General features: G+C 61.9%; 13 protein-coding genes, 2 tRNA genes, 3 rRNA genes and 1 pseudogene. 6 read left to right on the top strand and 13 right to left on the bottom strand.

Annotation, left to right across the window (positions count from 1 at the left end; all coding sequences use genetic code 11):
* Positions 1–23: 23 nt before the first annotated feature.
* Together M0D43_RS11910 and M0D43_RS11905 are read left to right on the top strand one after the other, a co-directional pair.
* A complete protein-coding gene (locus tag M0D43_RS11910) occupies positions 24–3,056 on the top strand; it encodes a TonB-dependent receptor (RefSeq protein ID WP_252164791.1) in 3,033 nt (1,010 codons plus the stop codon).
* Positions 3,057–3,165: 109 nt separating this feature from the next.
* A complete protein-coding gene (locus M0D43_RS11905; protein WP_252164790.1) occupies positions 3,166–4,686 on the top strand; it encodes a tryptophan halogenase family protein in 1,521 nt (506 codons plus the stop codon).
* Positions 4,687–5,096: 410 nt separating this feature from the next.
* On the opposite strand, the gene pyrF is transcribed toward M0D43_RS11905, so the two are convergent.
* Entirely contained in the window at positions 5,097–5,828 is a 732-nt protein-coding gene (gene pyrF / locus M0D43_RS11900) for an orotidine-5'-phosphate decarboxylase (protein WP_252164789.1), read from the bottom strand.
* Positions 5,825–6,784 carry a 5'-nucleotidase, lipoprotein e(P4) family gene (locus tag M0D43_RS11895; protein ID WP_252164788.1) on the bottom strand — a complete coding sequence of 320 codons (960 nt, stop codon included), beginning with the start codon at positions 6,782–6,784 and terminating at the stop codon, positions 5,825–5,827. The genes pyrF and M0D43_RS11895 overlap by 4 nt, the downstream gene beginning before the upstream one ends.
* Before the next feature lie 329 nt (positions 6,785–7,113).
* Here M0D43_RS11895 and M0D43_RS11890 point away from each other — a divergent pair, with 329 nt between their 5' ends.
* Entirely contained in the window at positions 7,114–7,782 is a 669-nt protein-coding gene (locus tag M0D43_RS11890; protein WP_252164787.1) for a YceH family protein, read from the top strand.
* 133 nt (positions 7,783–7,915) lie between these two features.
* On the opposite strand, the gene M0D43_RS11885 is transcribed toward M0D43_RS11890, so the two are convergent.
* The 3 genes from M0D43_RS11885 to rep all read right to left on the bottom strand — a co-directional run bounded on the left by M0D43_RS11885 (position 7,916) and on the right by rep (position 11,731).
* Positions 7,916–8,950 carry a DUF4272 domain-containing protein gene (locus M0D43_RS11885; RefSeq protein ID WP_252164786.1) on the bottom strand — a complete coding sequence of 345 codons (1,035 nt, stop codon included), beginning with the start codon at positions 8,948–8,950 and terminating at the stop codon, positions 7,916–7,918.
* Between the two features lie 150 nt (positions 8,951–9,100).
* Positions 9,101–9,691, bottom strand: a complete 591-nt coding sequence (locus M0D43_RS11880) for a GNAT family N-acetyltransferase (RefSeq protein WP_252164785.1) — start codon at positions 9,689–9,691, stop codon at positions 9,101–9,103.
* Positions 9,692–9,754: 63 nt separating this feature from the next.
* Entirely contained in the window at positions 9,755–11,731 is a 1,977-nt protein-coding gene (rep, locus tag M0D43_RS11875; RefSeq protein ID WP_046963838.1) for a DNA helicase Rep, read from the bottom strand.
* Positions 11,732–11,937: 206 nt separating this feature from the next.
* Between rep and M0D43_RS11870 the strand changes: the two genes are divergently transcribed.
* On the top strand, positions 11,938–12,567 hold the full coding sequence (locus M0D43_RS11870; RefSeq protein ID WP_252164784.1) for a thymidine kinase: 630 nt from the start codon (positions 11,938–11,940) through the stop codon (positions 12,565–12,567).
* Between the two features lie 451 nt (positions 12,568–13,018).
* A complete protein-coding gene (locus M0D43_RS11865) occupies positions 13,019–14,263 on the top strand; it encodes a GAF domain-containing sensor histidine kinase (protein ID WP_252164783.1) in 1,245 nt (414 codons plus the stop codon).
* A 158-nt stretch (positions 14,264–14,421) separates the two neighbouring features.
* On the opposite strand, the gene M0D43_RS11860 is transcribed toward M0D43_RS11865, so the two are convergent.
* The 8 genes and pseudogenes from M0D43_RS11860 to M0D43_RS11825 all read right to left on the bottom strand — a co-directional run bounded on the left by M0D43_RS11860 (position 14,422) and on the right by M0D43_RS11825 (position 24,066).
* The gene (locus M0D43_RS11860; RefSeq protein WP_252164782.1) at positions 14,422–16,023 is read right to left on the bottom strand and encodes an OpgD/OpgG family glucan biosynthesis protein; all 1,602 of its coding nucleotides are present in this window, start codon (positions 16,021–16,023) and stop codon (positions 14,422–14,424) included.
* A 78-nt stretch (positions 16,024–16,101) separates the two neighbouring features.
* Positions 16,102–17,204: pseudogene (locus M0D43_RS11855) on the bottom strand (DUF4380 domain-containing protein).
* A gap of 468 nt (positions 17,205–17,672) precedes the next feature.
* Complete coding sequence (gene mutM / locus M0D43_RS11850) at positions 17,673–18,488, bottom strand: bifunctional DNA-formamidopyrimidine glycosylase/DNA-(apurinic or apyrimidinic site) lyase (RefSeq protein ID WP_252164780.1); 816 nt, start codon at positions 18,486–18,488, stop codon at positions 17,673–17,675.
* Positions 18,489–18,858: 370 nt separating this feature from the next.
* Positions 18,859–18,973: ribosomal RNA gene (gene rrf, locus M0D43_RS11845) — 5S ribosomal RNA — on the bottom strand.
* Positions 18,974–19,144: 171 nt separating this feature from the next.
* Positions 19,145–22,027: ribosomal RNA gene (locus tag M0D43_RS11840) — 23S ribosomal RNA — on the bottom strand.
* 227 nt (positions 22,028–22,254) lie between these two features.
* Positions 22,255–22,331 (bottom strand) — tRNA-Ile (locus M0D43_RS11835).
* Positions 22,332–22,350: 19 nt separating this feature from the next.
* Positions 22,351–22,426: transfer RNA gene (locus tag M0D43_RS11830), tRNA-Ala, on the bottom strand.
* Between the two features lie 93 nt (positions 22,427–22,519).
* A 16S ribosomal RNA gene (locus M0D43_RS11825) occupies positions 22,520–24,066 on the bottom strand.
* The 16S, 23S and 5S rRNA genes sit together here with 2 tRNA genes alongside, the layout of an rRNA operon.
* A 751-nt stretch (positions 24,067–24,817) precedes the next feature.
* On the opposite strand from M0D43_RS11825, the gene M0D43_RS11820 reads away from it, so the two are divergent.
* A complete protein-coding gene (locus M0D43_RS11820; RefSeq protein WP_252164779.1) occupies positions 24,818–25,999 on the top strand; it encodes a benzoate/H(+) symporter BenE family transporter in 1,182 nt (393 codons plus the stop codon).
* Positions 26,000–26,052: the final 53 nt, after the last annotated feature.

Genomic DNA, 26,052 nt, shown 5'->3' with positions numbered 1-26,052 from the left:
TTACCCCTGGGAGGGGGAAAGTCATGAAGAATCACCGCACCGTCTCCACCCTGCCGGCGCGTAGCCTGTTGTGCTGCGCCCTGGCCGCCTCGTTGTTCGCCACCACTCCGGCCATGGCCCAGTCCAGCAACGCCACGTTGCGCGGCCAGGTCGCGTCCGCGCAGAGCGGCAGCGAAGTCGTCGTCACCAACATCGCCACCGGCTCGGTGCGACGTGCGCCGGTCAATGCGAACGGCAACTACACCATCGTCGGTTTGCAGCCGGGCACCTACAAGGTCGAATCCAACGGCGTCAGCCGCACGGTGACCCTGTCGGTGGCCTCCAGCGCCACCGTCGATCTAGGCAACGGGACGGCTGCTGCGCCCGCCGGCGATGCGACCACACTGGACACGGTGACGGTCAGCGCGCCGATGATTCGTGACGTCAAGACCTCTGAGGTGGGGAACACGGTGTCGCTGCGGCAGATCCAGCAGTTGCCGCAGGCCACGCGCAACTTCCTCGAGTTTGCAGACACGGTTCCCGGCATGGTGTTCACCATCGACCAGGACGGCAACACCAAGCTGCGTGGCGGTGCATCCAACGCCAGTTCCAGCAATCTGTATATCGACGGTGTGAGCCAGAAGAGCTACGTCTCCGGCGGCGGTATTGCCGGCCAGGACGAAACCCAGGGCAATCCGTTCCCGCAGCTCGCCATCGGCGAGTACAAGGTCATCACCTCCAACTACAAGGCCGAGTACGGCCAGATCAGCGGCGCGGCCATTACCGCGGCCACCAAGTCCGGTACCAACGAGTTCCACGGCGAGGCGTTCTACCGCTTCACCAACCAGGACCTGCGCAAGGAGCGTCCGGACGAAGAGAACGGCAAGGTCGACTCGCAAACCAAGGAATACGGCTTTGCCATCGGCGGGCCGTTGATCCAGGACCGCATGCATTTCTTCTTCGCCTACGAAGGCAAGGACAATGTGGCGCCCAAGAGCGTGCAGCCCAGTGCCGAAGCCTCGCCCTTCGTCGGCTTGCTGCCCTCGAACCTGCGCGATCAGTTCGGTGCGTCCAACATGCCGTTCACCGAAGACCTGTACTTCGGCAAGATCGACTTCGAGCCCACCGATAACGATCGCATCGAGCTGGCGACGCAGTACCGCGACGAAACCCAGGTCAGTAACGTCGGTGGCCAGAACGCACCGGATCGCGCGGTGGACAAGATCAACAAGGACAAGCGCACCAGCCTGCGCTGGCAGCACAGTGCCGACAGCTGGTTCAACGAAGCCATCCTCACCACCGAGGATTCGAGCAACGTGCCGACGCCGCGTGGCACTGGCAATGGGTCTATCTATACCTACATCGACCGTACCGAAGCCGATCCGCGCCAGTGGGTGTTCCTCAACACCGGAGCCGCCAGCGGCGAAGACTTCAAATTGCGTAGCCAGAAGGGCTGGTCGTTCCAGAACGATCTGACCTTCAACGCGCTGGAGTGGCATGGCGAGCACACCATCAAGACGGGTGTGACCTACCGCGACATCAAGCTGACCTCGCGCGAGTCCAGCTCGCTCAACCCACAGTTCAGCTATGAGGTCGGCCAGAACGGGGTTGCGCCCGTGCCTTTCCAGGTGCGCTACATCCGTGCGTTCGATAATCCCGGCCAGGTGCCGGTGGTGGAATCACCTTCCAAGCAGTATGGCATTTACCTGCAGGACGACTGGGCGGTGAACGACAAGCTGATGCTCAACATCGGCGTGCGTTACGACTACGAAGACACACCGGCGTACACCGACTTCGTGACTTCGCAGCCGTTTATCAATGCGCTGTATTCCGACGATCCGGACAACCCGGGCCAGCCGTGGGCGAACCGCTTGTTGCCCAGCGGCATCAACGTGGCCGATTACATCAGCACCGGCAACAACCGTAAGAACTTCAAGGATGCCTGGGCCCCGCGCTTCGGCTTCTCGTACGACTTCTTCGGCGACGAGAGTGCAGTGCTGCATGGCGGTGCCGGCCGCTCCTACGATCGGAACCTGTTCGAACAGCTCGCGCTGGAATCGGTCAAGGCTGCGCTGTCGCCGGTGGTGGTGTATTTCAGCGATGCCGCCAGCGGGCAGCCCTGCTTCCGCGATGACCGCGTATGCACGCCGTGGAACCCGGGGTACCTCAACGGTATCGATCAGCTCAATACCATTCCGGGTACCAACGACAGCTCCGAGCTTTTCATGTTCAACAACAAGCTCAAGACCCCGTACAGCGATCAGTACAGCATCGGCATCAGCAACCAGGTGGGCGACTGGCTGACCGACGTTACCTTCCAGCGCGTGCTGGCTTACGACGGCCTGGTGATGAGCCTGGTCAATCGCTATCCGAACGGCGCCTACTTCGATTCCACCGGCAGCGTGCCGTGGGGCGAGCCAGTGCCGGGCTATCGCAATACGATCCTGGGCTATAACGGCCTGGAGCAACGCAGCAGCCAGTTCCTGCTGTCGGCCGAAAAGCCGTATACCAAGGAATCGGGCTGGGGCTTGAACCTGTCCTACACCCACACCAGCGCGCGCCAGAACCGCACCATCGACGAACCGTTCGCCTTCGACAAGGCGACCATTCGCGACTACCCGTTTGTGAAGTCGGATGCTGTGGCGGCACATCGCTTTGTTGCGTCTGGCTCGATCGATGGTCCGTGGGGCGTCACCTTCGGCGCCAAGCTGGTGCTGGCAACGCCGGAGCCGATCAACACGATCGCCTGCTACGGCTTCACCGATCCGGACGGTGGCACCTGCCAAGCAGTGGGCGTGACGCCGCCGGGCAATGGCAAGTTCCTGGTGGGCGGCAAGATCTGGGGTTATCGCACCATCGATCTGCAGGCGAACAAAGAGTTCACGGTGGTGGGCGACTTCAAGCTCAACGCGCGTATCAACGTGCTCAACGCCTTCAACTTCAAGAACTTCACGCAGTACCAGTACAACAGCTTCGGTAGCGACGGTCGGCTGCAGCCTGATATCACCGTGGTCGACAACGGCGAAATCAGCTACGTGCCACGCAGTGTCGTGCTGGAAGTCGGCGCCAAGTTCTGATGCGTGTGCATTGCCACATGCGCCGACACGGGCATGTGGTATTTCGAACGGGGCCAACTGGCCCCGTTCGTGCGTCCGTCCGCTGTCTTCTGCTCAGGAATGCATCCGCATGATTCCCGCTCCACTTCGCAACATCGTCATTGTCGGCGGCGGCACCGCCGGCTGGATGGCGGCCGCCGCGTTTGCGCGCGTGCTTGGGCCCACCTTGAAGGTGCAGCTGATCGAGTCAGAACAGCTGGGCACCATCGGCGTGGGCGAGGCCACCGTGCCGCACATCAAGGCCTTCAATAACCTGCTCGGCATCGATGAGGCCGAGTTCGTACGGCAGACCCAGGGCAGCTTCAAGCTGGGTATCGAGTTCGTCGACTGGCAACGCCCCGGCAGTGCGTACATGCATGGCTTCGGCACGCAGATCGGGCACCCGCTGGGGCTATTGCCGTTCCACCAATACTGGATCAAGCAACATGCGCGCGGCAGAGCGCAGCCGCTGGGGGCGTACACGCTCAATACCGTGGCGGCCACGCGCGGCAAATTCATGACATCGGCCGGCGATGTGCCGGCCAACTCGCCGCTGGCCAACATCGCCTACGCGTACCACTTCGATGCCACGCAGTACGCGCACTTTCTACGCAGGTATTCGGAACAGCGCGGCGTCACCCGCATCGAAGGGCTGGTCGAGCAGGTGCAGCTGCATCCGGAAAGCGGCCATGTGCAATCGCTGCAGCTGGCGTCCGGGCAGGTGGTGCATGGCGACTTGTTCATCGATTGCTCCGGCTTCCGTGGGCTGCTGATCGAAGAAGCGCTGCACACCGGCTATCACGATTTCACCCATTGGCTGCCCTGCGATCGCGCGCTGGCGGTGCCCTGCGAAAACGTGGGACCACCGACGCCGTACACGCGCTCTACCGCACGCGCGGCCGGCTGGCAGTGGCGGATTCCGCTGCAGCACCGCACCGGCAACGGCTATGTGTATTGCAGCGCGCATATCAGCGACGATGAAGCCGCCGCTACGCTGCTCGCCAATCTGGATGGCAAGCCGCTGGCCGAGCCGCGACCGCTGCGCTTCACCACCGGCCGGCGCAAACAATGCTGGAACCGCAATGTCGTCGCACTTGGTCTGGCCAGCGGATTTCTGGAGCCGCTGGAATCGACCAGCATCCATCTGATCCAGTCCGGTATTTCCAAGCTGCTGGAGCTGTTTCCGCGCGAGGGCATCAGCCCGGTGCTGGTGCAGCGCTACAACGACCGATCGGCGTTCGAGTTCGATCGCATCCGCGATTTTCTGCTGCTGCATTACCACGCCACCGAACGCGACGACAGCGCGTTCTGGCGGCATTGCCGCAGCATGCCGATCACCCCGGAGCTACAGACCACCCTGGATCTGTTCCGCGACAGCGGGCGGTTCTATCGCAATGCCGAAGAAATGTTTGCCGAGATCAGCTGGGTGCAGGTGATGGTGGGCCAGGGCATCCTGCCGCAGGGCTACCACCCGCTGGTGGATCAAGTGCCCGACCGCGACGCCGAAGGCTTTCTGGCCAGCGTGGCGCAAACCATCTCGCACTGCGTGGATGTCATGCCAACCCACCAGCAATTCATCGACCGCTATTGCAGGGCAGCGGCGCTGCCGTGAGTGCATTGGTTTGCACTGCGGCTTGAGCTGAAGCTGATCGTGGTGGAAGTTGCGCATGGCCGCTAACGGATGCAGAGATCGGCGCATGCGGTACCGGCGCACTCCGCCCGGGCGTCCAGGCGATGCATGCTCGCCTGGCACACCGGGTAACGCGCTATCGACCGCGCCAGGCGGCCAGCCGCTGCCGTCGGTCACCGCGACATACAAACGTGACGGCCAAAAAAAAGGATCGGGCACAAGGCCCGATCCCTTCGAAAACCGGGACAAGCCCGGTGGACAATGCGTGGCACAGCTTCCGACTGACATCGGACGGCGGCATGTTAACGAGACTTTCACCTTAAAGCAATACTTTAATTATTTACTTATAAGCCATTGATTTTATTGGCTGCATAGCGGTTGCTGCGACCTGATCAGTTTCGCTGCTGCACCAGCGCCGCGCGGATCTCGGTCTGGATGGCAGTCGCAGCCGCTGCAGGGTTGTGCGCCAGGCGGATCGGACGACCGACGACGATCGCGTCAGCGCCGTCGGTGAATGCCTGCGCCACGCCTACCGTGCGTTGCTGGTCGTCGCCAGCCGGGCCACCCGGACGGATGCCGGGGCAGACGATCGAAAACGCAGCGCCAGTGGCGCGACGGATCGGGCCGGCTTCCTGGCCGGAGGCGATCACCCCGTCGATGCCGACGGCCTGGGCGGCCAGCGCGCGCTCCACCACCACGTCCACCGGTTCGCGGTCGATGCCCATCGCCGCCAGGTCCGGCCGGCCCATCGAGGTCAGCACGGTCACCGCCAGCAGGCGCATGTCGCCCTGATTGGCTTCGGCCGCGGCCTGCAACATGCCGGCATGCCAGCCGTGCACGGTGCAATAACTCACCGGCCACTGCGCCAGGCGGCGGATGGTACCGGCCACGGTGGCGGGGATGTCGAAGAACTTCAGGTCCACGAACACGCGCTTGTCGCGCTTGGCCAGCGCATCGAGCACATGGAAGTACTCGCCGGAGGCCAGCAGCTCCATGCCGATCTTGTAGAACGACACGGAATCGCCGAGACGGTCCACCCAGGCGATTGCTTCGTCATGGCTGGGCACATCCAGCGCGAAGATCAGCCGATCGTGCGCGGCCAAAGGCAATGGTGCGCGGCTCATCGGGCCACCTCCAGCGCAGCGCGCTTGGCATCGTGGCGCTTTTGCCAGGGTTGCGCATAGTCGTTGTTGAACTGCGCCGGCTCCCAGCCGCCATAGCTGGGATTGGGCAGCATCCACCAACGTTCGCCGAACCAGTCGTGGTACTGCTGCAGCAGCGCGCCGCGCGCCTGGCTGGCGTTGGCGCTGACCTGCACGAAATCGCCCAGCTGGTCGCCGAACTGCATCAGCACGCGGTAGGTCTGCCCGGCCAGCTGGCGGCGGCAGTTCTTTTCGCTGCCGTTCTGCTCGCAGCCGGGCACCACCGTGCCCAAACCGAGAAACACGCTCTCGTCGGCCACCGGCAGACCCACACTGCGCAGATTGGCCAAGGTGGCGTCCTTAAGGTGCACGGCACGGTTGGAGATGTAGATCAGGGTGATGCCACGCGCGTTGGCAGCCTTGGCGAAATCCACCACGCCGGGAATGGCAGTCGCCTTCTTCTCGGCCACCCACTGGTCCCAACTCAGCTCGTCGTATTCCTTGCCATTGCGCAGCAGGCGCGCTTGGTACGGCGAGTTGTCCAGCACGGTCTCGTCCACGTCCAGCACCACGGCCGGCTTCAGGCCGGTGGCGGCATTGCCGCGTTCTTCGGGGACCAGCGCGTCCCACTTGGGCTGCTTGAGCGCGGCATCGAGCTTGTCGGCCGCAGCGCGGTAGGTCTGCTCGGCCACGGCGCGGTATTCCTCCGAACGCTGCATCCACAGCACCGCGTTGAGGTTGTCGTCGCCAGCCGGTGCGGGGGTGGTCGACGTCGCGGCCTTGCTGACCGCAGCATTGGCGTCGGCATTGGCAGCTGGGGTGGCTTCCTGCGCGCGCGGAGCTGGCGGTGTATCGGCGGGCTTGCAGGCGCTCAGGGCCAATGCTGTGCAGGCGAGCAGAGACGAAAGTGCGTAAAGCGAGGGGCGCATGGCATCCACCAGGACAGGAGCGGCAAGAAAGGATGCGATTTTAGCGGGTTCGCGCCGCATCGCTCGCTCCGGATGACGGCAACGCTGTTGGATGTGCCTGCGGCGCACAGATGGCGATCTCCGCTATGCGGGTCGTTTCACAGCGTGGCTGCACCGGTCTTCCATCCGATTGCGGATGCGTGCCTGCACCCGTTCCTGCATGCGCCGACCCGACGCACGACGTAAACATGCCCGATACAACTGTCGATGTCGTAGTCAGCGCCGCATGATCGCCGTATTGGAAGAACGCCGGCAGCGGATCGGCATATCCTTGTGCGCTGATTGCCCCGGAGTCACCGATGACAGAGACCTCGCCACCGCCCGTCCTCGATACCGCCCAGGCCCGCGTGCTCGGCTGCCTGATCGAAAAAGAGGCCACTACGCCGGACGCCTACCCGCTCACCGTCAACGCCGCACAGGTGGCGGCCAATCAGAAGACCGCACGCGAGCCGGTGCTGAACCTGCAGACCGGCGTGGTGCATCACGCCCTGCGTCAACTCGAAACCCTGGGGCTGGTCCGCCAGCAGTTCTCCTCGCGCGCCGAGCGTTACGAGCACCGGCTGGGCAGCGTGCTGGACCTGACCCGCCAGCAGGTGGCCCTGATCGGTCTGTTGCTGCTGCGCGGCCCGCAGACGCTGGGCGAGCTGTTCGCGCGCAGCGAGCGGCTGGCGCGCTTCAACGATGCCGACGACGTGCGCCATCATCTGGACCGGCTGATCCAGCGCGGCCTGGCGGTGCAACTGCCGCGTGCCAGCGGCCAGCGTGAGGACCGCTATGCGCATCTGCTCAGCGGCGAGCTGGATGTGGAGGCGTTGCAGGCCGCAGCGGCGCGCGCTGCGCCAGGCCCCCGCAGCAATGCCGACAGCAGCGAGCTGGAAGCGCGCATACAAACGCTGGAAGCCACCGTCGCCGAGCTGCAGGATGCGCTGGCCGCCGTGCAGGCGCGCCTGGAGGCGGCTGGCGCCTAGCGCGACGGTCCGCACCTGGGAGATGCCCGCTTCACATCGAAGCCTGCGCGGGGCGCAAAGCGCGCAACGAGCGGCCAGACCGCCAGACGACGCGCTTGCCGTGCAGTGACGGCGCAGCCTGCGGCCGGCCCGCTTACGTCGGCGTATCCACCTCGTCCCAGGCGGCGTCTTCGAAGTGCAGCAGCCAGTTGAGGGTGTAATGACGCTCGTAGACCACGCCCGGCACGATGCCGGCCGGTGGCGGTTGCTCGCTCTGGCCGGCCTGGCGCACCGCCCAATGCAGGCGCAAGTGCCGGTCCAGCGCATCCAGCAGCTCGGGCACCGGCCGTAGCGTCAGCGACGGGCGCGTCGCGGCCTCGGCATGCTCCAGCGCGCGTTGGGCAGCCAGGGGCACATCGCACAGGTCGGTCGGCTCCGGCAGCGCCTCGGCCAGCCCCAGGGCCCACTGCAGCACGGCCAGGCTCTCGTAGCGCCATCCGAAGTTGGCGAGCTGCTGCGGCTCCGGCGCAGGCTGGGCAAAAAAGGCGCGCTCCTGCGGCGACAGTGCCGCCGCCACACCGGGCAGGCGGGCGTCCATCGCGTCCAATGCCGGCGGCGTATCGCCGGCGGCCAGCATCTCCGCGCGCAAGGCCACCGCAAACAATGCCAGCATGCGCTGCGTCACTGCCGCGGCGTCGCGCACCCGCGCTTCGGCCTCGCCAGGCACCGGCGGCAGGCTGGGTGGCACGCGGATGCCTTGCGCGGTCAGCTGCGCGAGTTGCTGCGCACGCCGCTGCAAGGCATCCGGCGGATACGGCACCTGCGCCTGCTCATCGATGGCCGGCTCGCCCTGGCTGATCAGCACCCGCCCGTGTGGATCGCGCACGCTGCCGTCGGCCAGGAAACACACCGCGTTGGCCTGCTCGGCCCACTGCGCCAATTCCCCGAAAGCCGCATCGTCGACCTCGAAAGTGAAATGCTGGCGCACCCGCTGCACGTGCCGCATCAGGTGATAGCGCGGCTGGGTCATCTGGCCGTCGCCGGCCTGATTCACGTAGCCGACAAAGCCATGCAGATGCGTGGCCAATTCCGGATCGGCGTGGTCGCGGTGCTGCACGGCGGCGCGCGGCAGGAAATCCGGCCACAACGGCTCGCGCAGCGTGGAATAGGTGTTGACCAGCAATGGCATGCGAGTGTCCTTGTTGGGACGACGGACACAACGACGGCGCTCATCGCCAGGCAGGTGCGGTGCGGAGGCGCTGCGCCCTTCGTCAACCGAAGTACCTGCGCGCCGTGCCCGCCGCGCTGACGACTGTTTGCTGCGCTGTGTCGGCCGCGTTCAGCGGTGAGAGTCGCCGCCAGGGTGCCGCAGGCCTGCCCGGCTGTCCATGTCGGCCGGAGCCAGCGCGATCGTGTAATACAGCACCGGATGGTCCTCCTGGCTCAACACGCGCAGGCCTTGCCGCCGCAATCCGAGTTTTTCCAGCGCACGAATCGAATCGGCATTGTCCGGCGCCACGATCGCGCACAGCTGCGGCAACCCCAGCACATCGCGCGCATGGTCCAGCACTGCGCGCCCGGCCTCGCTGACATAGCCCTTGCCGCGATACTCGGGCAGCAGTGCAAAGCCGATATGCGGCACCGGCAAGGTATCGCGGCACAACAACCCCAATGTGCCGGCAAATGCCGCTTCGGCGCGCGTCTCCACCGCCCAGTGCGCAAAGCCGTATTTTTCCTGGTGCGCCTGCGCCCACTCACGCAGATGATCACGCGCCTGCTCGCGGGTACGCACACCGCGATCGTTGATGCCGGCGATGAAACCGGGGTCGTTGACCAGCGTCAGCACTGCGTCGGCATCGCGCTCGGGATCCAACGTACGCAGGCGCAAACGCGGGGTTTCGATCACGACAGTCACGGCGCACTCCGGCATCAGGGCAAACCAGACTGCCGCGCAGGCGTGTCGCTGGCAAGCCTGCGCGGTACGCAACAACCGCTAGTCGAACAGCGCCTGGATCGCCGCCAAGCCCGCACTGGCGCGCTCCTTCTTGCGCTCGGCATCGGCCACCGGGTCGGCGCCATCGCGCTGCAATTCTTCGGCCGGAATCTCGTCGAAGAACCGGCTCGGCTTGAGCCGCACATGCTCGCCGAACTTGCGCGTCAACTTGCTGTGGCTCATCCACAGCTGCTCCTTGGCACGGGTGATGCCCACATACAGCAGCCGGCGTTCTTCCTGCAGGTTGCCTTCTTCCAGGCTCACTTCATGCGGCAGCACGCCGTCTTCGCAGCCGACGATGAATACATAGCGGAACTCCAGGCCCTTGGATGCATGCATGGTCATCATGCGCACCTGGTTGCCGCCATCGTCCTTGTCGTTGCGCGACAGCAACGCCAGCTGCGCGGCCAGATCGCTGGCGCTGGCACCACGCGGACCGCCTTCGAACCACTCGGCCAACTCGTCCAGATTGCGCTTGCGACGCTGGAAGCCGGTTTCGTCCTTGGACTGATTGCGCAGATCGTTGAGCAGGCCGGACTTTTCGGCCAGGGTGCGCACCAGTTCGCCAGCCGGCATCGTGGCCGAATGCTCGCGCATATCGCGCAGGATATCGGTGAACGCACTCAGGCCATTGGCCGCACGCGGCGGCAGGTGCTGCAACGCGCCCATCGATTCGGCCGCGCGCGACATCGGCACCGACTTCGCACTGGCCAGCTCGGCCAACCGCGCCAACGAGGTCGCCCCCACTTCGCGCTTGGGCGATTGCACTGCGCGCAGAAACGCCGCGTCATCTTCGGGATTGACGATCAGCCGCAGCCACGACAGCACATCCTTGACTTCCTGCCGCTCCAGAAACGCCGTGCCACCGGTCAGGTGATACGGCACGCGCAGCAGCTGCAGCGCCTTTTCCAATGGCCGCGATTGGAAATTGCCGCGAAACAGGATGCAGAAATCGCTCCACGGCACCTGCTTGGCGGTACCCAGGAACGAGATCTCGGCGGCGACCTTTTCCGCCTCGTGCTCGCTGTCGCGGCATTCCCACACGCGGATGCGCTCGCCGTCGGCCTGGTCGCTCCACAAGGTCTTCAAGTGCTCGTGCGGGTTGTGCGCGATCAAGGCATTGGCCGCGCGCAGCACCCGGTTGGAGCAGCGGTAGTTCTGCTCCAGTTTGATGATTTCCAGCGCCGGATAATCGCGCCCCATCTGCTGCAGGTTTTCCGGATTGGCGCCGCGCCAGGCGTAGATGCTCTGGTCGTCGTCGCCCACGCAGGTGAAGTTGCCGCGCGGGCCGGCCAGCATTTTCAACAAGCGGTACTGGGCATCGTTGGTGTCCTGGCACTCGTCCACCAGCAGATAGCCGATGCGCTCGCGCCAGCCCATCACGATCTCTTCGTTGGCCTCCAGGATCTGTACCGGCAGGCGGATCAGGTCGTCGAAGTCCACCGCGTTGAAGGTGGTCAGCCGCGCCTGGTAGCGCTCGTACAGGCTGGCCGCTTCCTTCTCGCGGTTGCTGCGCGCGGCGGCCATCGCCTGTTCCGGCGACAGACCGGCGTTCTTGGCGCGCGAGATCAGGTTCTTGGCATCCTCGATCGCATCGGGCTTGGCGCCGTGCATCAGGTCCTTGATCTGCGCGGCGGCATCGTCGGAATCGAAGATCGAAAAGCCGCGCTTCAAACCGGCCGCAGCGTGCTCGATCTGCAGGAACTTCAGCCCCAGCGCATGGAAGGTGCAGATGGTCAGGCCTTCGGCGCCATCGCCACGGATGCGCTTGGCCACACGCTCGCGCATTTCCTTGGCCGACTTGTTGGTGAAGGTGATCGCGGCGATGCGCTTGGCCGGATAGCGGCCGGTGGCGATCAGGTGCGCGATCTTCTCCACGATCACGCGCGTCTTGCCGCTGCCGGCACCGGCCAGTACCAACAAGGGACCTTCGCAGTGCAGCACCGCGGCGCTTTGCGGGGGATTGAGACCGTGCATAGAGGCTTCCAACAGAGCAGGCCATTGTACTGGGGCTGCCTGCGGCTGGCCTGCGCGATGGGTTCATGTCTCCATTACAGCTAGCCCTCGCTCCATAGCTGTGGGCTGCGCTCCCACCTCCTCGACGGCAAGAGCTTGCCCCCGAGCCACGCCAGCTCGCACACGCGGCCGCCGCATCCAGCCGCCCGGCCCGGTAAAATCGCCAGATGGCCAAGCTCTATTTCTACTATTCGGCAATGAATGCCGGCAAGACCACGACCTTGCTGCAGTCCGCGCACAACTACCGCGAGCGCGGCATGCGCACGCTGATCCTGACGCCCAAACTCGACCACCGCGCCGGCAGCGGCGTGGTGGCCTCGCGGATCGGCCTGCGCGCGGACGGATGCATCTTCGAGCGCGACACCGAGTTGCAGCAGCTGGTCGAGCGCGACATCCACAATGACGGCGCGTTGCACTGCGTGCTGGTGGACGAGGCGCAATTCCTCAGCCGTGCGCAGGTGTGGCAGCTGAGCGAGGTGGTCGACCGCCTGCGCATTCCGGTGCTGTGCTACGGCCTGCGCACCGATTTTCGCGGGGAACTGTTCGAAGGCAGCCAGTTCCTGCTGGCCTGGGCCGACGAGCTGGAAGAGATCAAGACCATCTGCCACAGCGGCAGCAAGGCGACCATGACCGTGCGCGTGGATGCGCACGGGCACGCGGTGCAGGACGGCCCGCAGGTGGAGATCGGCGGCAACGAGCGCTATGTCTCGGTCAGCCGCGCCGAGTTCAAGAAGATCATGCGTGGGGAAGGCCGCATCGATCCGCTACAGATCGCCTTGCCGCTGCCGGTTGCCTAACGCCGGGCGTTGGCAGCGTATCTGCGGTGCTGCTGCCGCCGAGGTGGATGAGGCCGGCTGCGCCTGCGTGATCAGCGTTCGATCACATCGATCTTCGCGCTGTGGCACGCAACCCGGTGTCGCGCCAAGAAGGCACGGCAGGTGTGGGCCAGACACATGGCGGCTCGCTTCTCGACAGCGCCCCATGCCTTGCCGCCGCGCTGACAGCAGTCGCTGGAACCAACCTCTGCTCGTGGCGCAGGGCCACTTCCTCGGCCGCTAGGCCCGATCCACCAACGGCGATCTATACGTTCTGCAGGCGCTGCTAAACCTGTGCGGGCATGCGGTCACGGCGGCATCGCGATCGCTGGCGCACAGGCGTATTGTGGCGGTGTAATACAGCGGCGCGCCACATAGCCGGGCGCAACCGCAGCCCTGTAAACTGGCAATCAGCCACTTTTTGGAGGCACTCATGGGTCCACTGCCTCCCGCATTACGCGCCGACATCGCGCGCGTTGGCCGGCTCTCGTCGGTCCCCGACGTATTGACCATCCTCACCCGTCTGACCGGAATGGGGTTTGCCGCCGTCGCGCGCGTGACCGATACGCGCTGGATCACCTGCCAGGTGCAAGATGAGCTGTCTTTCGGACTGGCACCCGGCGACGAGCTGCCCTTGGTCACCACCTTCTGCGACAGCGTGCGCACCCAGGGCAATGCGATCTGGTTCGGCCATGCCTCCGAGCACCCGACCTTCCGCGACCACCCCACGCCCAAGCTCTACGGCTTCGAAAGTTACGTCTCGGTGCCGATCAAGTTCGACGATGGCAGCGTGTTCGGTACGTTATGCGCGCTGGATCCACTGCCGCGCGCCATGGACGCACCGCTGGTCGAAAAGGTCGAGCTGCTGGCGCAGCTGCTGGCCGCACAGATCCAGGCCGAGCAGCGTGCCGAAGAGAGCGCGCTGGAATCGCGGCGGGCACGCAATGAACTGGGACGTGTCGGTGCCTCGGCGCGCTTGCGCGAGGAGTTCATCGGCATCCTCGGTCACGACCTGCGCAACCCGCTGCAATCGATGCATGCCGTGGTGGACGCGCTGTCCATCGACCCGCTCAACCAGCGCCAGGGTGCGTCGATACGCTCGATGCAGCGCAGCCTGCGCCGCATGGAAGAACTGATCGATTTCGCCTGCGATTTCGCCCGCGGTATCGAGCGCGACTGGCTGCAGCTGGACTACGGCAGCGGCAGCGATCTGCTCGATGCGCTGTCGCAGGTGGTCGACGAAACCCGCGCCGCCTATCCCAACCAGGTGCTGTCCACGCACGTGGCCATCGACGAGCCGGTGCACGGCGATGCGGTGCGTCTGGCGCAGATGTTCGGCAGCATGATGATCAACGCGGTCGTGCAAGGCCCGCAAAGTTCGCTGATCAAGGCGGTCGCGGTGACCGAACAGGGCCGGCTGCGCATCGAAGTCTGCAATCTGGATGGAATCGATCCGCGTCGGCTCGATATCCTGCACGCGTCCACCCATGTGCATTCCGACGGACGTGCGCTGCCCGACGTCGATCTGGGCTTGCATATGGCAGCGCAGATCGCAAAGGCCCATCAAGGCGAACTGCGCATCATCAGCGGCAAGCAAGGCACCTGCTTCCGCGTGGAGTTGGCCTGCGCACGCCCGCGCGGGCGCCTGCACCTGGTCGACCCATCGGCGCCGCACTGAGGCGCTTCACCCAGCGACCGTCAGCCTGCGAAGAAGCACATCAGCAGGCCACGCGCCAACGCCCGATGTGGCGGACTCTAGTCACTCGCGGGCCCACTGCCGCGCCGCAGCGCGAAGTGAGTCCAACAACAGACGCCGGCCGCCTCGCTCAGCGATCCTCAATAGATCTTGCGCTCGCTCGCCGCCGGCGGGGTCCATTGGTACAGCCAGGTTTCGGTAAGCGGCTTACCGTTGGCACGCAGATACAGGCGGATATCGATCTGCTGGGTGCCCTCGTCCGGCGGTACCAGGTCGAACATCGCCCGATAGCCTTTGAGCTCATGCAGCGGGCGCGCCGACACGATTTCGGTGGTGCCGCGAGACACCTGCAGCACCGCCTCCACCTTGGCCTTGGGGTCCTTCGCCAGCGCCGCCAGTTCGCCACCGGCAAAATCCACCGCAAAGCGCCAGGAGAAATGGCTGCGCTTTTGCCCCACGATGCCGCCAAGGCCGGTTCGGGTAGCCACGCAATGCGCAAGCGGCGAGCTGGCAGGCGGCTGCGCGCCCCAGTACAGCCGGTAGCCCATCAGCAATTCCTGCCCAGGCTGCGGCTTGGCTTGCGGGTTCCAGAACGCCACGATGTTGTCGAAGGTTTCGTCCACGGTCGGAATCTCGACCAACTGCACCGAGCCTTTGCCCCAACCACTCTTGGGTTCCACCCACAGACACGGGCGCTTCTCGTAAAACACGCCATCGTCCTGGTAATGATCGAAGTTGCGGTCGCGCTGCAGCAGCCCGAAGCCGCGCGGGTTTTCGTCGACAAACATGTTGAAGCGCAGGTGCGGCGGGTTGCACAACGGACGCCAGATCCACTCGCCGCCACCGGTCCACATCGCCAAGCCATCGGTGTCGTGAATTTCCGGGCGCCAGTCCCAGTCCATCCGGTTATCGTTTTCGCCGACCTGATACATGCTGGTGCACGGCCCGATGCCCAGCCGCTCGATCGCCTTGCGCGGGTACAGCGCGCTGTCGATGTCCATCAGCAGCACATCGCCATTGGTGATGGCGAACCGGTACGCGCCGGCAATGCTGGGCGAATCCAGCAACCCATACACCACCACCGTGTTCGAGTCGTCGGCCGGCTGCTCCAGGTAATAGGCGATGAAGTCCGGAAATTCTTCCGGCCCGCCAGTACCGGTATCGATCGCCAGCCCGCGCGCGGATTGTCCGTACTGACCTTCCTTACCGACAGCACGGAAATAGCTCGCGCCCAGGAACGCCGAGAAGTCGCGATCGGTGTCCTTGCGCGTATTGAGCCGGAAACCGGCAAAGCCCAGATCCTTCGGCAACTGCTTGCCACCCAGCCCGCTTTTGCCGTAATCGAATGCGGCCGGGTCGTACGCCAGCTGCTGCGCCTTGCCATCGACGATGTCGTAGATGTGCACCGGTGTATGGAAATACAGCCCCAGATGAAAGAACTTCGCTTGGAATTTGCCATTGCCATCGGCCCACAGCGCGTGATCCTGGCGGTAGCGGATGGACTGGTACTGATCCCAGTTCAGCGCCTCCAGCGGCCCCGGCAATACCTGCTTATGGCTCTTGTACGGCGCTTTTGCCAGCTCGCGTGCCTGACCCTTCAACCAAGCGTAGTCGAACGGCTGCGGCTGTCCAAGTCGACGTAACCCAACGGCCTCGGCCGCCAGTGCCCATTGCGGCAACGCCGGCAAACCGAGCGCGGCCAATGCGGCAGCGGCATTCTTCAGGAAGTGTCGTCGTTGCATGCGCATCAATCTGGTCTGGTCTGGTCAGGGATTGGGCGACATCATAGCCACAGCCCGGCATCGAGGTGAATGCGTATCTTAGCGGGGCGCGGACGGCGCATCGCATGCATTGGCCAGCGCGAGCGCTTTGGCCTTGCCGCACAGGAACTGTCGCTGCGCCAGCTCCTCGTCCGGCCCGGTGTAGCGCAGCAGCGTCCACTGCTCCTGCGCCTGCATCTGCGCCCCCGGCGCGAGCTGCCGATACGGCGCGTGCAGCTCCATTTCCAGCAATCCCTGTGCCGGATGCTGGGGTGGCGCATCCAGATACAACTCCACCTGCCCTTGTTCGGGGTGGATCGCCGCCAGCGGTTGATGCGCGAAGCGAATCACCAATACTTGCCCGCCCGCAAAGCCGGCCATCCATCCCGCAGATGGCTGCAGTAACAACTTACCGCGCTGGATCAGTCCGTCTTGGCGCGCATCGGCGCGCAGCGCAAAGATGCCGCGCTCGAGCTTAAAATGCGGCGCAGTCGTGCCGGCCTCGCTCGGCGGCTGCACACGAATGTCCGCAGCAACGGCAACCGGCACAAAGACCCTGGTTGTGGCCGCAACCCGCGTGTTGAACCAGAGATCCCAGGCGATGGGTTGCGTGCGGATATTGCGTGCGCTGACCTGGATCTCCACGGTGTCCGCGCGCGCTGCAGAAAGTTTGATTTGCTTGCGCAATTGCACGCCGGTCAGTGGGCTCGGCACGCCTTCAAATTCCAACGCGTCATGATCCCGCAGGGTGACATGCGTCTGCACCAACGACAGATACGGGTCTGGCGGCCACACCGCGGCGGCCGCTTGACGCTCGTGGTTGAGTTGCTGGTGCAACCACCACTGACTCTGCGGCCCAACCCACACATCATGGCCAAAATACGGGATATCCCCGAAGTGGCTGAAACCTCGGGCGCAGGCTGTTGCTCCACCGCCGCACCGACTTTCAGGACATTCGGCTGACCGCGCAGATTGAACGACAGCGTGCGCCCCCCAAATGCTGGCGTGGCGCTCAACTCAACCGCCTTGCTGCGCAATTGGATGCGCTCTACGGCAGCTGCGTGAGCGGGTGCAGGCGTCACTGCGCCCGACGGCGTTATGCACAACAGCGCAACTGCACCGAGAACCCTCTGGGGAATGACGAGCTTCGGTGAGCTGGACATAGCGTGATTCCAAACAAGGACCTCGGGATTGTGGACCGCTGTATGTGTGGAAACCAGAACAACGCCAGTTGCGCCTGCGTCTTCGGTGTTCGATACGCGCAAGACGCGATTTGGATTTGCGTCTACCGGGACACTGAAGGCGCCCATATGGCTGCCTCTCAGCACATTCCGACAATGTCACGATGTGACGGGCACATGCGTGGGAGCAAGAATTACGCCGGTTGCGGCCGTCTGGCCCTCCGAACGGAAAGGCGGCGCACTAGCCCACCACGTAGCTGAGGATCGCACATGCATGCGAGAGCCACTGCTGTCGTCGCAGCGTTGCGTCGTATTGGCGTGTGTAAAGCGGCACTTAATAAGCAACTTGGCACATTGATGCGAGCTGCTTTGCAGGGCTTTTCGTCGGGGCATCTGGGCACAACTCGTATCAAGCTAATCGTCAAAGACCCTTTCGATATGGCATACCCCTTACCGCTGACAACTCCCGCACCACACCGTGGCGCGTTGGCCGATCATCGCGTGCTTCAACACGCGTCCACATTGTTTGCAGGGCTCGCCTTCGCGGCCGTAAACGGTCAGTTCCTGTTCGAAATAGCCGGGCGCGCCGTCCGGACTGATGAAGTCGCGCAAGGTGGTACCACCGCGTTGGATGGCATACGCCAGGATGTCCTTGACTGCGTCGGCTAGGCGCCGGTAGCGATCCAAAGACACCTTTCCTGCCTCGCGTAACGGGCTGATCCCAGCGCGATGCAGGCTTTCGGCAGCATAGATATTGCCAACGCCGACAACCACAGCTTGGTCCATCAAAAAGGTTTTGACAGCGGCACGGCGGCCACGCGCCAGCCCATGCAGATAATCACCAGTAAATGCGTCTGATAATGGTTCTGGGCCAAGCGCAGCAAGTAATTCATGGGCCTGGGTGTCGGATTGCCACAGCAAGCAGCCAAAGCGACGTGGATCGTTGAAGCGCAGGATGCTGCCATTTTGCAGACTGATATCCACATGGTCATGCGCCCGCGGCAACGTATCGCCAGGCAGCACCCGCAGGCTTCCGGACATTCCCAAATGCAGCAATGCGCTGCCGCCCGCATTCGTGTCGATCAGTAGGTACTTCGCACGGCGCCGCACGTGTGTAATGGTGGCGCCGGGAAGCAAGCGCTCTATCTGCTCAGGAATCGGCCAGCGCAAATCGGGTCGACGCAGGATGACGCCATGGATGCGTTGCCCAAGCAGGTGCGGCGACAAGCCGCGCAGCGTTGTTTCAACCTCAGGCAATTCGGGCATTAGCGCATCCAGACAAGTGCCGGTCACGCACCGGCAAAGCAGCATATGGAGGCCGATACGCTCGAATGCAATCGGTGCTTCCCTGCAGACGCTTTTATATCCACTGCTTCGACTGCCTGCGCCGTTACCAGACGTCGTTACCAGACTGCAGGCGTCAACCGGCGCGCGGTGTTAACGGAGTTTCTGTTTCGGCCTGCTGACTGGAAGTTTCCGGAGCCTTATCAGGCAACTTGCTGCCACTGTTGCGGCACTTCAGCTGCCGCATCTTGCCTGCCTGAGGGTTGCTGACTTCGCCTGTGGGCGGACTTATCGACGTGTAGCCAAAAAAAGAAACCCTCAATCCTGATGGACTGAGGGTTTCGGGTAAAGCCCCTGGCGATGACCTACTCTCGCATGGCTTGAGCCACACTACCATCGGCGCAGCTGCGTTTCACTTCCGAGTTCGGGATGGGATCGGGTGGTTCCACAGCGCTAATTTCACCAGGGAGACGGTTGGAGCGTCGCCAGTTGGAGCTTCCTCAAACGTGGGCACATTGCTGTGCAAGCGTTTGCGTGTGGAAGCACCTACGGCGCTCGTCTCGCATAGTTAACTTGTGACGTAGCTTGCATTTGATGATCTACCAACGTTCGTTGGGACCAAGGCAACTTGAGGTTATATGGTCAAGCCGCACGGATCATTAGTATCAGTTAGCTCAATACATTGCTGTACTTACACACCTGACCTATCAACCACGTAGTCTACATGGTTCCTTTAGGGGGCTTGTGCCCCGGGAAGTCTCATCTTGAGGCGCGCTTCCCGCTTAGATGCTTTCAGCGGTTATCGCTTCCGAACATAGCTACCCGGCAATGCCACTGGCGTGACAACCGGAACACCAGAGGTTCGTCCACTCCGGTCCTCTCGTACTAGGAGCAGCCCCTCTCAAACTTCCAACGCCCATGGCAGATAGGGACCGAACTGTCTCACGACGTTCTGAACCCAGCTCGCGTACCACTTTAAATGGCGAACAGCCATACCCTTGGGACCGACTACAGCCCCAGGATGTGATGAGCCGACATCGAGGTGCCAAACACCGCCGTCGATATGAACTCTTGGGCGGTATCAGCCTGTTATCCCCGGAGTACCTTTTATCCGTTGAGCGATGGCCCTTCCATACAGAACCACCGGATCACTAAGACCTACTTTCGTACCTGCTTGATCCGTCGATCTTGCAGTCAAGCACGCTTATGCCTTTGCACACAGTGCGCGATGTCCGACCGCGCTGAGCGTACCTTCGTGCTCCTCCGTTACTCTTTAGGAGGAGACCGCCCCAGTCAAACTACCCACCATACACGGTCCCTGATCCGGATAACGGACCTAGGTTAGAACGTCAAGCACGACAGGGTGGTATTTCAAGGATGGCTCCACTGCAGCTAGCGCCACAGTTTCATAGCCTCCCACCTATCCTACACAGACGAACTCAACGTTCAGTGTAAAGCTATAGTAAAGGTTCACGGGGTCTTTCCGTCTTGCCACGGGAACGCTGCATCTTCACAGCGATTTCAATTTCACTGAGTCTCGGGTGGAGACAGCGCCGCTGTCGTTACGCCATTCGTGCAGGTCGGAACTTACCCGACAAGGAATTTCGCTACCTTAGGACCGTTATAGTTACGGCCGCCGTTTACTGGGGCTTCGATCAAGAGCTTCGCCTTGCGGCTGACCCCATCAATTAACCTTCCAGCACCGGGCAGGCGTCACACCCTATACGTCCACTTTCGTGTTTGCAGAGTGCTGTGTTTTTGATAAACAGTCGCAGCGGCCTGGTTTCTGCGACCCTCTTCAGCTATAGCTCGCATGAGCCACCAAAAAGGGTGCACCTTCTCCCGAAGTTACGGTGCCATGTTGCCTAGTTCCTTCACCCGAGTTCTCTCAAGCGCCTGAGAATTCTCATCCTACCCACCTGTGTCGGTTTACGGTACGGTCTTCGTGAGCTGAAGCTTAGGAGCTTTTCCTGGAAGCGTGGTATCAGTGACTTCGCCATAAAGGCTCGTCTCGGTGCTCGGTCTTAAAGGATCCCGGATTTGCCAAAGATCCAAACCTACCGCCTTTCCCCGGGACAACCAACGCCCGGTACACCTAACCTTCTCCGTCCCTCCATCGCACTCACGCGAGGTGCAGGAATATTAACCTGCTTCCCATCGACTACGGCTTTCGCCCTCGCCTTAGGGACCGACTAACCCTGCGTCGATTAACGTTGCGCAAGGAAACCTTGGGCTTTCGGCGTGCGGGCTTTTCACCCGCATTATCGTTACTCATGTCAGCATTCGCACTTCCGATACCTCCAGCGGACTTCTCAATCCACCTTCGCAGGCTTACGGAACGCTCCTCTACCGCGCATAAAACCGAAGTTTTATGCACCCCAAGCTTCGGTTCACTGCTTAGCCCCGTTAAATCTTCCGCGCAGACCGACTCGACCAGTGAGCTATTACGCTTTCTTTAAAGGGTGGCTGCTTCTAAGCCAACCTCCTGGCTGTCTATGCCTTTCCACATCGTTTTCCACTTAGCAGTGAATTTGGGACCTTAGCTGTGGGTCTGGGTTGTTTCCCTTTTCACGACGGACGTTAGCACCCGCCGTGTGTCTCCCGGATAGTACGTACTGGTATTCGGAGTTTGCAATGGTTTGGTAAGTCGCGATGACCCCCTAGCCATAACAGTGCTCTACCCCCAGTAGTATTCGTCCGAGGCGCTACCTAAATAGCTTTCGAGGAGAACCAGCTATCTCCGGGTTCGATTAGCTTTTCACTCCTAATCACAGCTCATCCCCGTCTTTTGCAACAGACGTGGGTTCGGGCCTCCAGTACCTGTTACGGCACCTTCACCCTGGCCATGACTAGATCACCCGGTTTCGGGTCTACTGCCCGCGACTATGCGCCCTTATCAGACTCGGTTTCCCTTCGCCTCCCCTATACGGTTAAGCTTGCCACGAACAGTAAGTCGCTGACCCATTATACAAAAGGTACGCAGTCACTCTTGCGAGCTCCTACTGCTTGTACGCACACGGTTTCAGGATCTATTTCACTCCCCTCTCCGGGGTTCTTTTCGCCTTTCCCTCACGGTACTGGTTCACTATCGGTCGGTCAGGAGTATTTAGCCTTGGAGGATGGTCCCCCCATATTCAGACAGGGTTTCACGTGCCCCGCCCTACTCGTCTTCACTGGAGTGGCCCTTTTAAATACAGGGCTATCACCTTCTATGGCCAATCTTTCCAGATTGTTTTTCTAAAGCCATTCCAGCTTAAGGGCTGTTCCCCGTTCGCTCGTCACTACTTAGGGAATCTCGGTTGATTTCTTTTCCTCCGGTTACTTAGATATTTCAGTTCACCGGGTTCGCTTCCAGCAGCTATGAATTCACTGCAGGATACTGCCGAAGCAGTGGGTTTCCCCATTCGGATATTGCCGGATCAAAGCTTGTTGCCAGCTCCCCGACACTTTTCGCAGGCTACCACGTCCTTCATCGCCTCTGACCGCCTAGGCATCCACCGTGTGCGCTTATTCGCTTGACCATATAACCCCAAGTTGCCTCAGGGTCACATGCCGTGTTGTGTGGGGTACAAAGCCACCAACGCGAACATACGACTCAATTATTTAGGGACTCGAAGTCCCCGCCTTAGCCTCAACGACACGTTTAGATAGATATCTCAAACGCTCGCTACGTCACAAGTTATAAAAGAACATGTCTCAGCCTCAACGCTGAGCCATATAAATTCTTAAGTGTGCACTACATTCAGAGTGGTGGGTCTGGGTAGACTCGAACTACCGACCTCACCCTTATCAGGGGTGCGCTCTAACCACCTGAGCTACAGACCCGAAGTCTTTTCACTCAATATGGTGGAGCCTGTCGGGATCGAACCGACGACCCCCTGCTTGCAAAGCAGGTGCTCTCCCAGCTGAGCTAAGGCCCCAAAAGGGACTTCGCATACCGACCTGTGCCGGTATGAATCTCTGAATGCAGGTAATTTGTGAGGACGCCCGACAAGACGATGACGTCATGCTCAAAAGGAGGTGATCCAGCCGCACCTTCCGATACGGCTACCTTGTTACGACTTCACCCCAGTCATCGGCCACACCGTGGCAAGCGCCCTCCCGAAGGTTAAGCTACCTGCTTCTGGTGCAACAAACTCCCATGGTGTGACGGGCGGTGTGTACAAGGCCCGGGAACGTATTCACCGCAGCAATGCTGATCTGCGATTACTAGCGATTCCGACTTCATGGAGTCGAGTTGCAGACTCCAATCCGGACTGAGATAGGGTTTCTGGGATTGGCTTGCCCTCGCGGGTTTGCAGCCCTCTGTCCCTACCATTGTAGTACGTGTGTAGCCCTGGTCGTAAGGGCCATGATGACTTGACGTCATCCCCACCTTCCTCCGGTTTGTCACCGGCGGTCTCCTTAGAGTTCCCACCATTACGTGCTGGCAACTAAGGACAAGGGTTGCGCTCGTTGCGGGACTTAACCCAACATCTCACGACACGAGCTGACGACAGCCATGCAGCACCTGTCTCACGGTTCCCGAAGGCACCAATCCATCTCTGGAAAGTTCCGTGGATGTCAAGACCAGGTAAGGTTCTTCGCGTTGCATCGAATTAAACCACATACTCCACCGCTTGTGCGGGCCCCCGTCAATTCCTTTGAGTTTCAGTCTTGCGACCGTACTCCCCAGGCGGCGAACTTAACGCGTTAGCTTCGATACTGCGTGCCAAATTGCACCCAACATCCAGTTCGCATCGTTTAGGGCGTGGACTACCAGGGTATCTAATCCTGTTTGCTCCCCACGCTTTCGTGCCTCAGTGTCAGTGTTGGTCCAGGTAGCCGCCTTCGCCACGGATGTTCCTCCCGATCTCTACGCATTTCACTGCTACACCGGGAATTCCGCTACCCTCTACCACACTCTAGTGACCCAGTATCCACTGCAATTCCCAGGTTGAGCCCAGGGCTTTCACAACAGACTTAAACCACCACCTACGCACGCTTTACGCCCAGTAATTCCGAGTAACGCTTGCACCCTTCGTATTACCGCGGCTGCTGGCACGAAGTTAGCCGGTGCTTATTCTTTGGGTACCGTCAGAACAACCGGGTATTAACCGATTGCTTTTCTTTCCCAACAAAAGGGCTTTACAACCCGAAGGCCTTCTTCACCCACGCGGCATGGCTGGATCAGGCTTGCGCCCATTGTCCAATATTCCCCACTGCTGCCTCCCGTAGGAGTCTGGACCGTGTCTCAGTTCCAGTGTGGCTGATCATCCTCTCAGACCAGCTACGGATCGTCGCCTTGGTGGGCCTTTACCCCGCCAACTAGCTAATCCGACATCGGCTCATTCAATCGCGCGAAGCCCGAAGGTCCTCCGCTTTCACCCGTAGGTCGTATGCGGTATTAGCGTAAGTTTCCCTACGTTATCCCCCACGAAAGAGTAGATTCCGATGTATTCCTCACCCGTCCGCCACTCGCCACCCATAAGAGCAAGCTCTTACTGTGCTGCCGTTCGACTTGCATGTGTTAGGCCTGCCGCCAGCGTTCACTCTGAGCCAGGATCAAACTCTTCACTTAAAATTACATGTCCGAAGACAAATACTTTAGCTGCAGAAGTTCAACCACTGACAACTTATCGCTTGCAAAGCAATTAATATGTTGCTTTTTGATTAAACGTCTGCAAGATGGACAATCATCCTTCCTGCAGGCGTCCGCACAAATTACCTGCGCACACTGTCAAAGAACATTGGGAAGTGGCCTCAGCGCCGTTCCCGTCAGCTTCGTCGTTTCCGTCGAAGCGAGCCGCCCATTATAGCGGGCTTTTTCTTGCCGTCAACACCTTGTTTCGAGGTGGTTGACGCTGCTTCGTTTCGACCCGAAGGCTTTCTGCGAAGCGAGCCGGCCATATTAGCAGGCTTTTCATCCTCGTCAACCCCTCGTGAAGAGGACGTTGCCGCCGCTGCACTTCAATCCGCCGTAGCGTCTTTACGTGTAGCGAGCCGCACATCATAGCCGGCTTTTCCGTTTCGTCAACACCGCGTGATGTTGTCGATTCGACCCGTTCGTTGTTGCGGTGCTTGAAGAAGCGCCGCCGTCCTGAGCGAGGCCGCGCAGTTTATCGAGCCTGGACAGAAGTGCAAGCACTTTTTGACAGGCGCATGACATCGACCTGCAGCCGCCTTTGTACAGCGGGCAATTGCACGCACTGGCCTCTCCGCGCATCTCCGGGTTGCAACGCTTATTCGGGTTGGCAGCTGTACACATATCAGCAGGGTATCGATCGTCGATGGGCTCGGCGAAGATGCACGCACTAGCTGGAGGAGTCCGCATGCCCGCTTCCCGCAATCTGCTCCGTGATCTATCGCTGCCTGCGATTGCCGCCGGCTTTGTCACCGTACTGGTGGGGTTTGCCAGCTCTGCGGTGATCGTGTTCGAGGCGGCGCGCCACCTGGGCGCCGATCAGGCGGAGATCGCGTCGTGGATGTGGGCGCTAGGCATCGGCATGGGCGTGACCTGTATCGGGTTGTCGCTGCGCTACCGGGTGCCGGTGGTGACGGCCTGGTCCACGCCTGGTGCAGCCATGCTGATCGGCAGCGCGGCCGGGGTGCCGTTGCGCGAGGCCATCGGTGCGTTTGTGGTGGCTGCGGTATTGGCCATGGTGGCCGGGTTTTCGGGACTGTTTGAGCAAGCGATCCGGCGCATTCCGATTTCACTCGCCTCGGGAATGTTGGCCGGAGTGCTATTGCGCTTTGGCCTGGACATCTTCGTAGCCATGCAAAGCCAGGTGCTGCTGGCGCTGGCGATGCTGGTCACCTATCTGTGCGGGCGACGCTGGTTTGCGCGCTATGCGGTGATTGCGACTTTATTGGTGGGCGTTGCGATTGCCGCCAGCGGCGGGCTGCTGCAGTTGGGAACAGTGCAATTGGAATTGGCACGCCCGGTGTTGGTGGTGCCGTCGCTGTCGGGGGCGGCACTGTTTGGTCTGGCGATTCCGTTGTTTGTGGTGACCATGGCCTCGCAGAACGTGCCGGGCGTGGCGGTGACGCGGGCATCCGGCTATGCGGTGCCCATCTCGCCGACGATCGGCTGGATCGGCGCAGTCAATACGGTACTGGCGCCGTTCGGGAGCTTTGCGTTGAATCTGGCGGCGATTACCGCGGCGATCTGCATGGGCCGGGAAGCGCACGAAGATCCGGCACGGCGCTACACCGCTGCAGTGAGCGCCGGCGTGTTCTATGTGGTGATCGGGTTATTCGGCGCGACCGTGGCGGCGGTGTTTGCGGCCTTCCCGCGTGAGCTGGTCATGGCGATTGCCGGGATCGCCCTGTTGGGGACCATCGGCAATAGCCTGGCGGCGGCACTGCGCGAGGACAGCGAACGCGAAGCCGCCTTGATTACCTTTCTGGTCACCGCCTCCGGGCTGACGCTGGGCGGGATCGGCGCGGCGTTCTGGGGCTTGGTGGCCGGAACGATCACATTGTTGGCATTACGACCGAAGACGGCGCAGTGACACGCGTCCCACTGATGCAGTGACAAGAGCGGCAGACACGTGCGGCGGCCGCA

Source organism: Xanthomonas prunicola, from assembly GCF_025266575.1.
GTDB classification, from domain to species: Bacteria; Pseudomonadota; Gammaproteobacteria; order Xanthomonadales; family Xanthomonadaceae; genus Xanthomonas; species Xanthomonas prunicola.
Note: the sequence above shows the minus strand (reverse complement) of the source record. Positions and strands in the feature narration are given on the sequence as shown.

Excerpts from the sequence above, each read along its gene's own strand:
- M0D43_RS11910 (WP_252164791.1), top strand. The coding sequence starts at position 24 with ATGAAGAATCACCGCACCGTCTCCACCCTGCCGGCGCGTAGCCTGTTG.
- M0D43_RS11905 (WP_252164790.1), top strand. The coding sequence starts at position 3,166 with ATGATTCCCGCTCCACTTCGCAACATCGTCATTGTCGGCGGCGGCACC.
- pyrF (WP_252164789.1), bottom strand. The coding sequence starts at position 5,828 with ATGAGCCGCGCACCATTGCCTTTGGCCGCGCACGATCGGCTGATCTTC.
- M0D43_RS11890 (WP_252164787.1), top strand. The coding sequence starts at position 7,114 with ATGACAGAGACCTCGCCACCGCCCGTCCTCGATACCGCCCAGGCCCGC.
- M0D43_RS11885 (WP_252164786.1), bottom strand. The coding sequence starts at position 8,950 with ATGCCATTGCTGGTCAACACCTATTCCACGCTGCGCGAGCCGTTGTGG.
- M0D43_RS11880 (WP_252164785.1), bottom strand. The coding sequence starts at position 9,691 with ATGCCGGAGTGCGCCGTGACTGTCGTGATCGAAACCCCGCGTTTGCGC.
- rep (WP_046963838.1), bottom strand. The coding sequence starts at position 11,731 with ATGCACGGTCTCAATCCCCCGCAAAGCGCCGCGGTGCTGCACTGCGAA.
- M0D43_RS11870 (WP_252164784.1), top strand. The coding sequence starts at position 11,938 with ATGGCCAAGCTCTATTTCTACTATTCGGCAATGAATGCCGGCAAGACC.
- M0D43_RS11865 (WP_252164783.1), top strand. The coding sequence starts at position 13,019 with ATGGGTCCACTGCCTCCCGCATTACGCGCCGACATCGCGCGCGTTGGC.
- M0D43_RS11860 (WP_252164782.1), bottom strand. The coding sequence starts at position 16,023 with ATGCAACGACGACACTTCCTGAAGAATGCCGCTGCCGCATTGGCCGCG.
- mutM (WP_252164780.1), bottom strand. The coding sequence starts at position 18,488 with ATGCCCGAATTGCCTGAGGTTGAAACAACGCTGCGCGGCTTGTCGCCG.
- M0D43_RS11820 (WP_252164779.1), top strand. The coding sequence starts at position 24,818 with ATGCCCGCTTCCCGCAATCTGCTCCGTGATCTATCGCTGCCTGCGATT.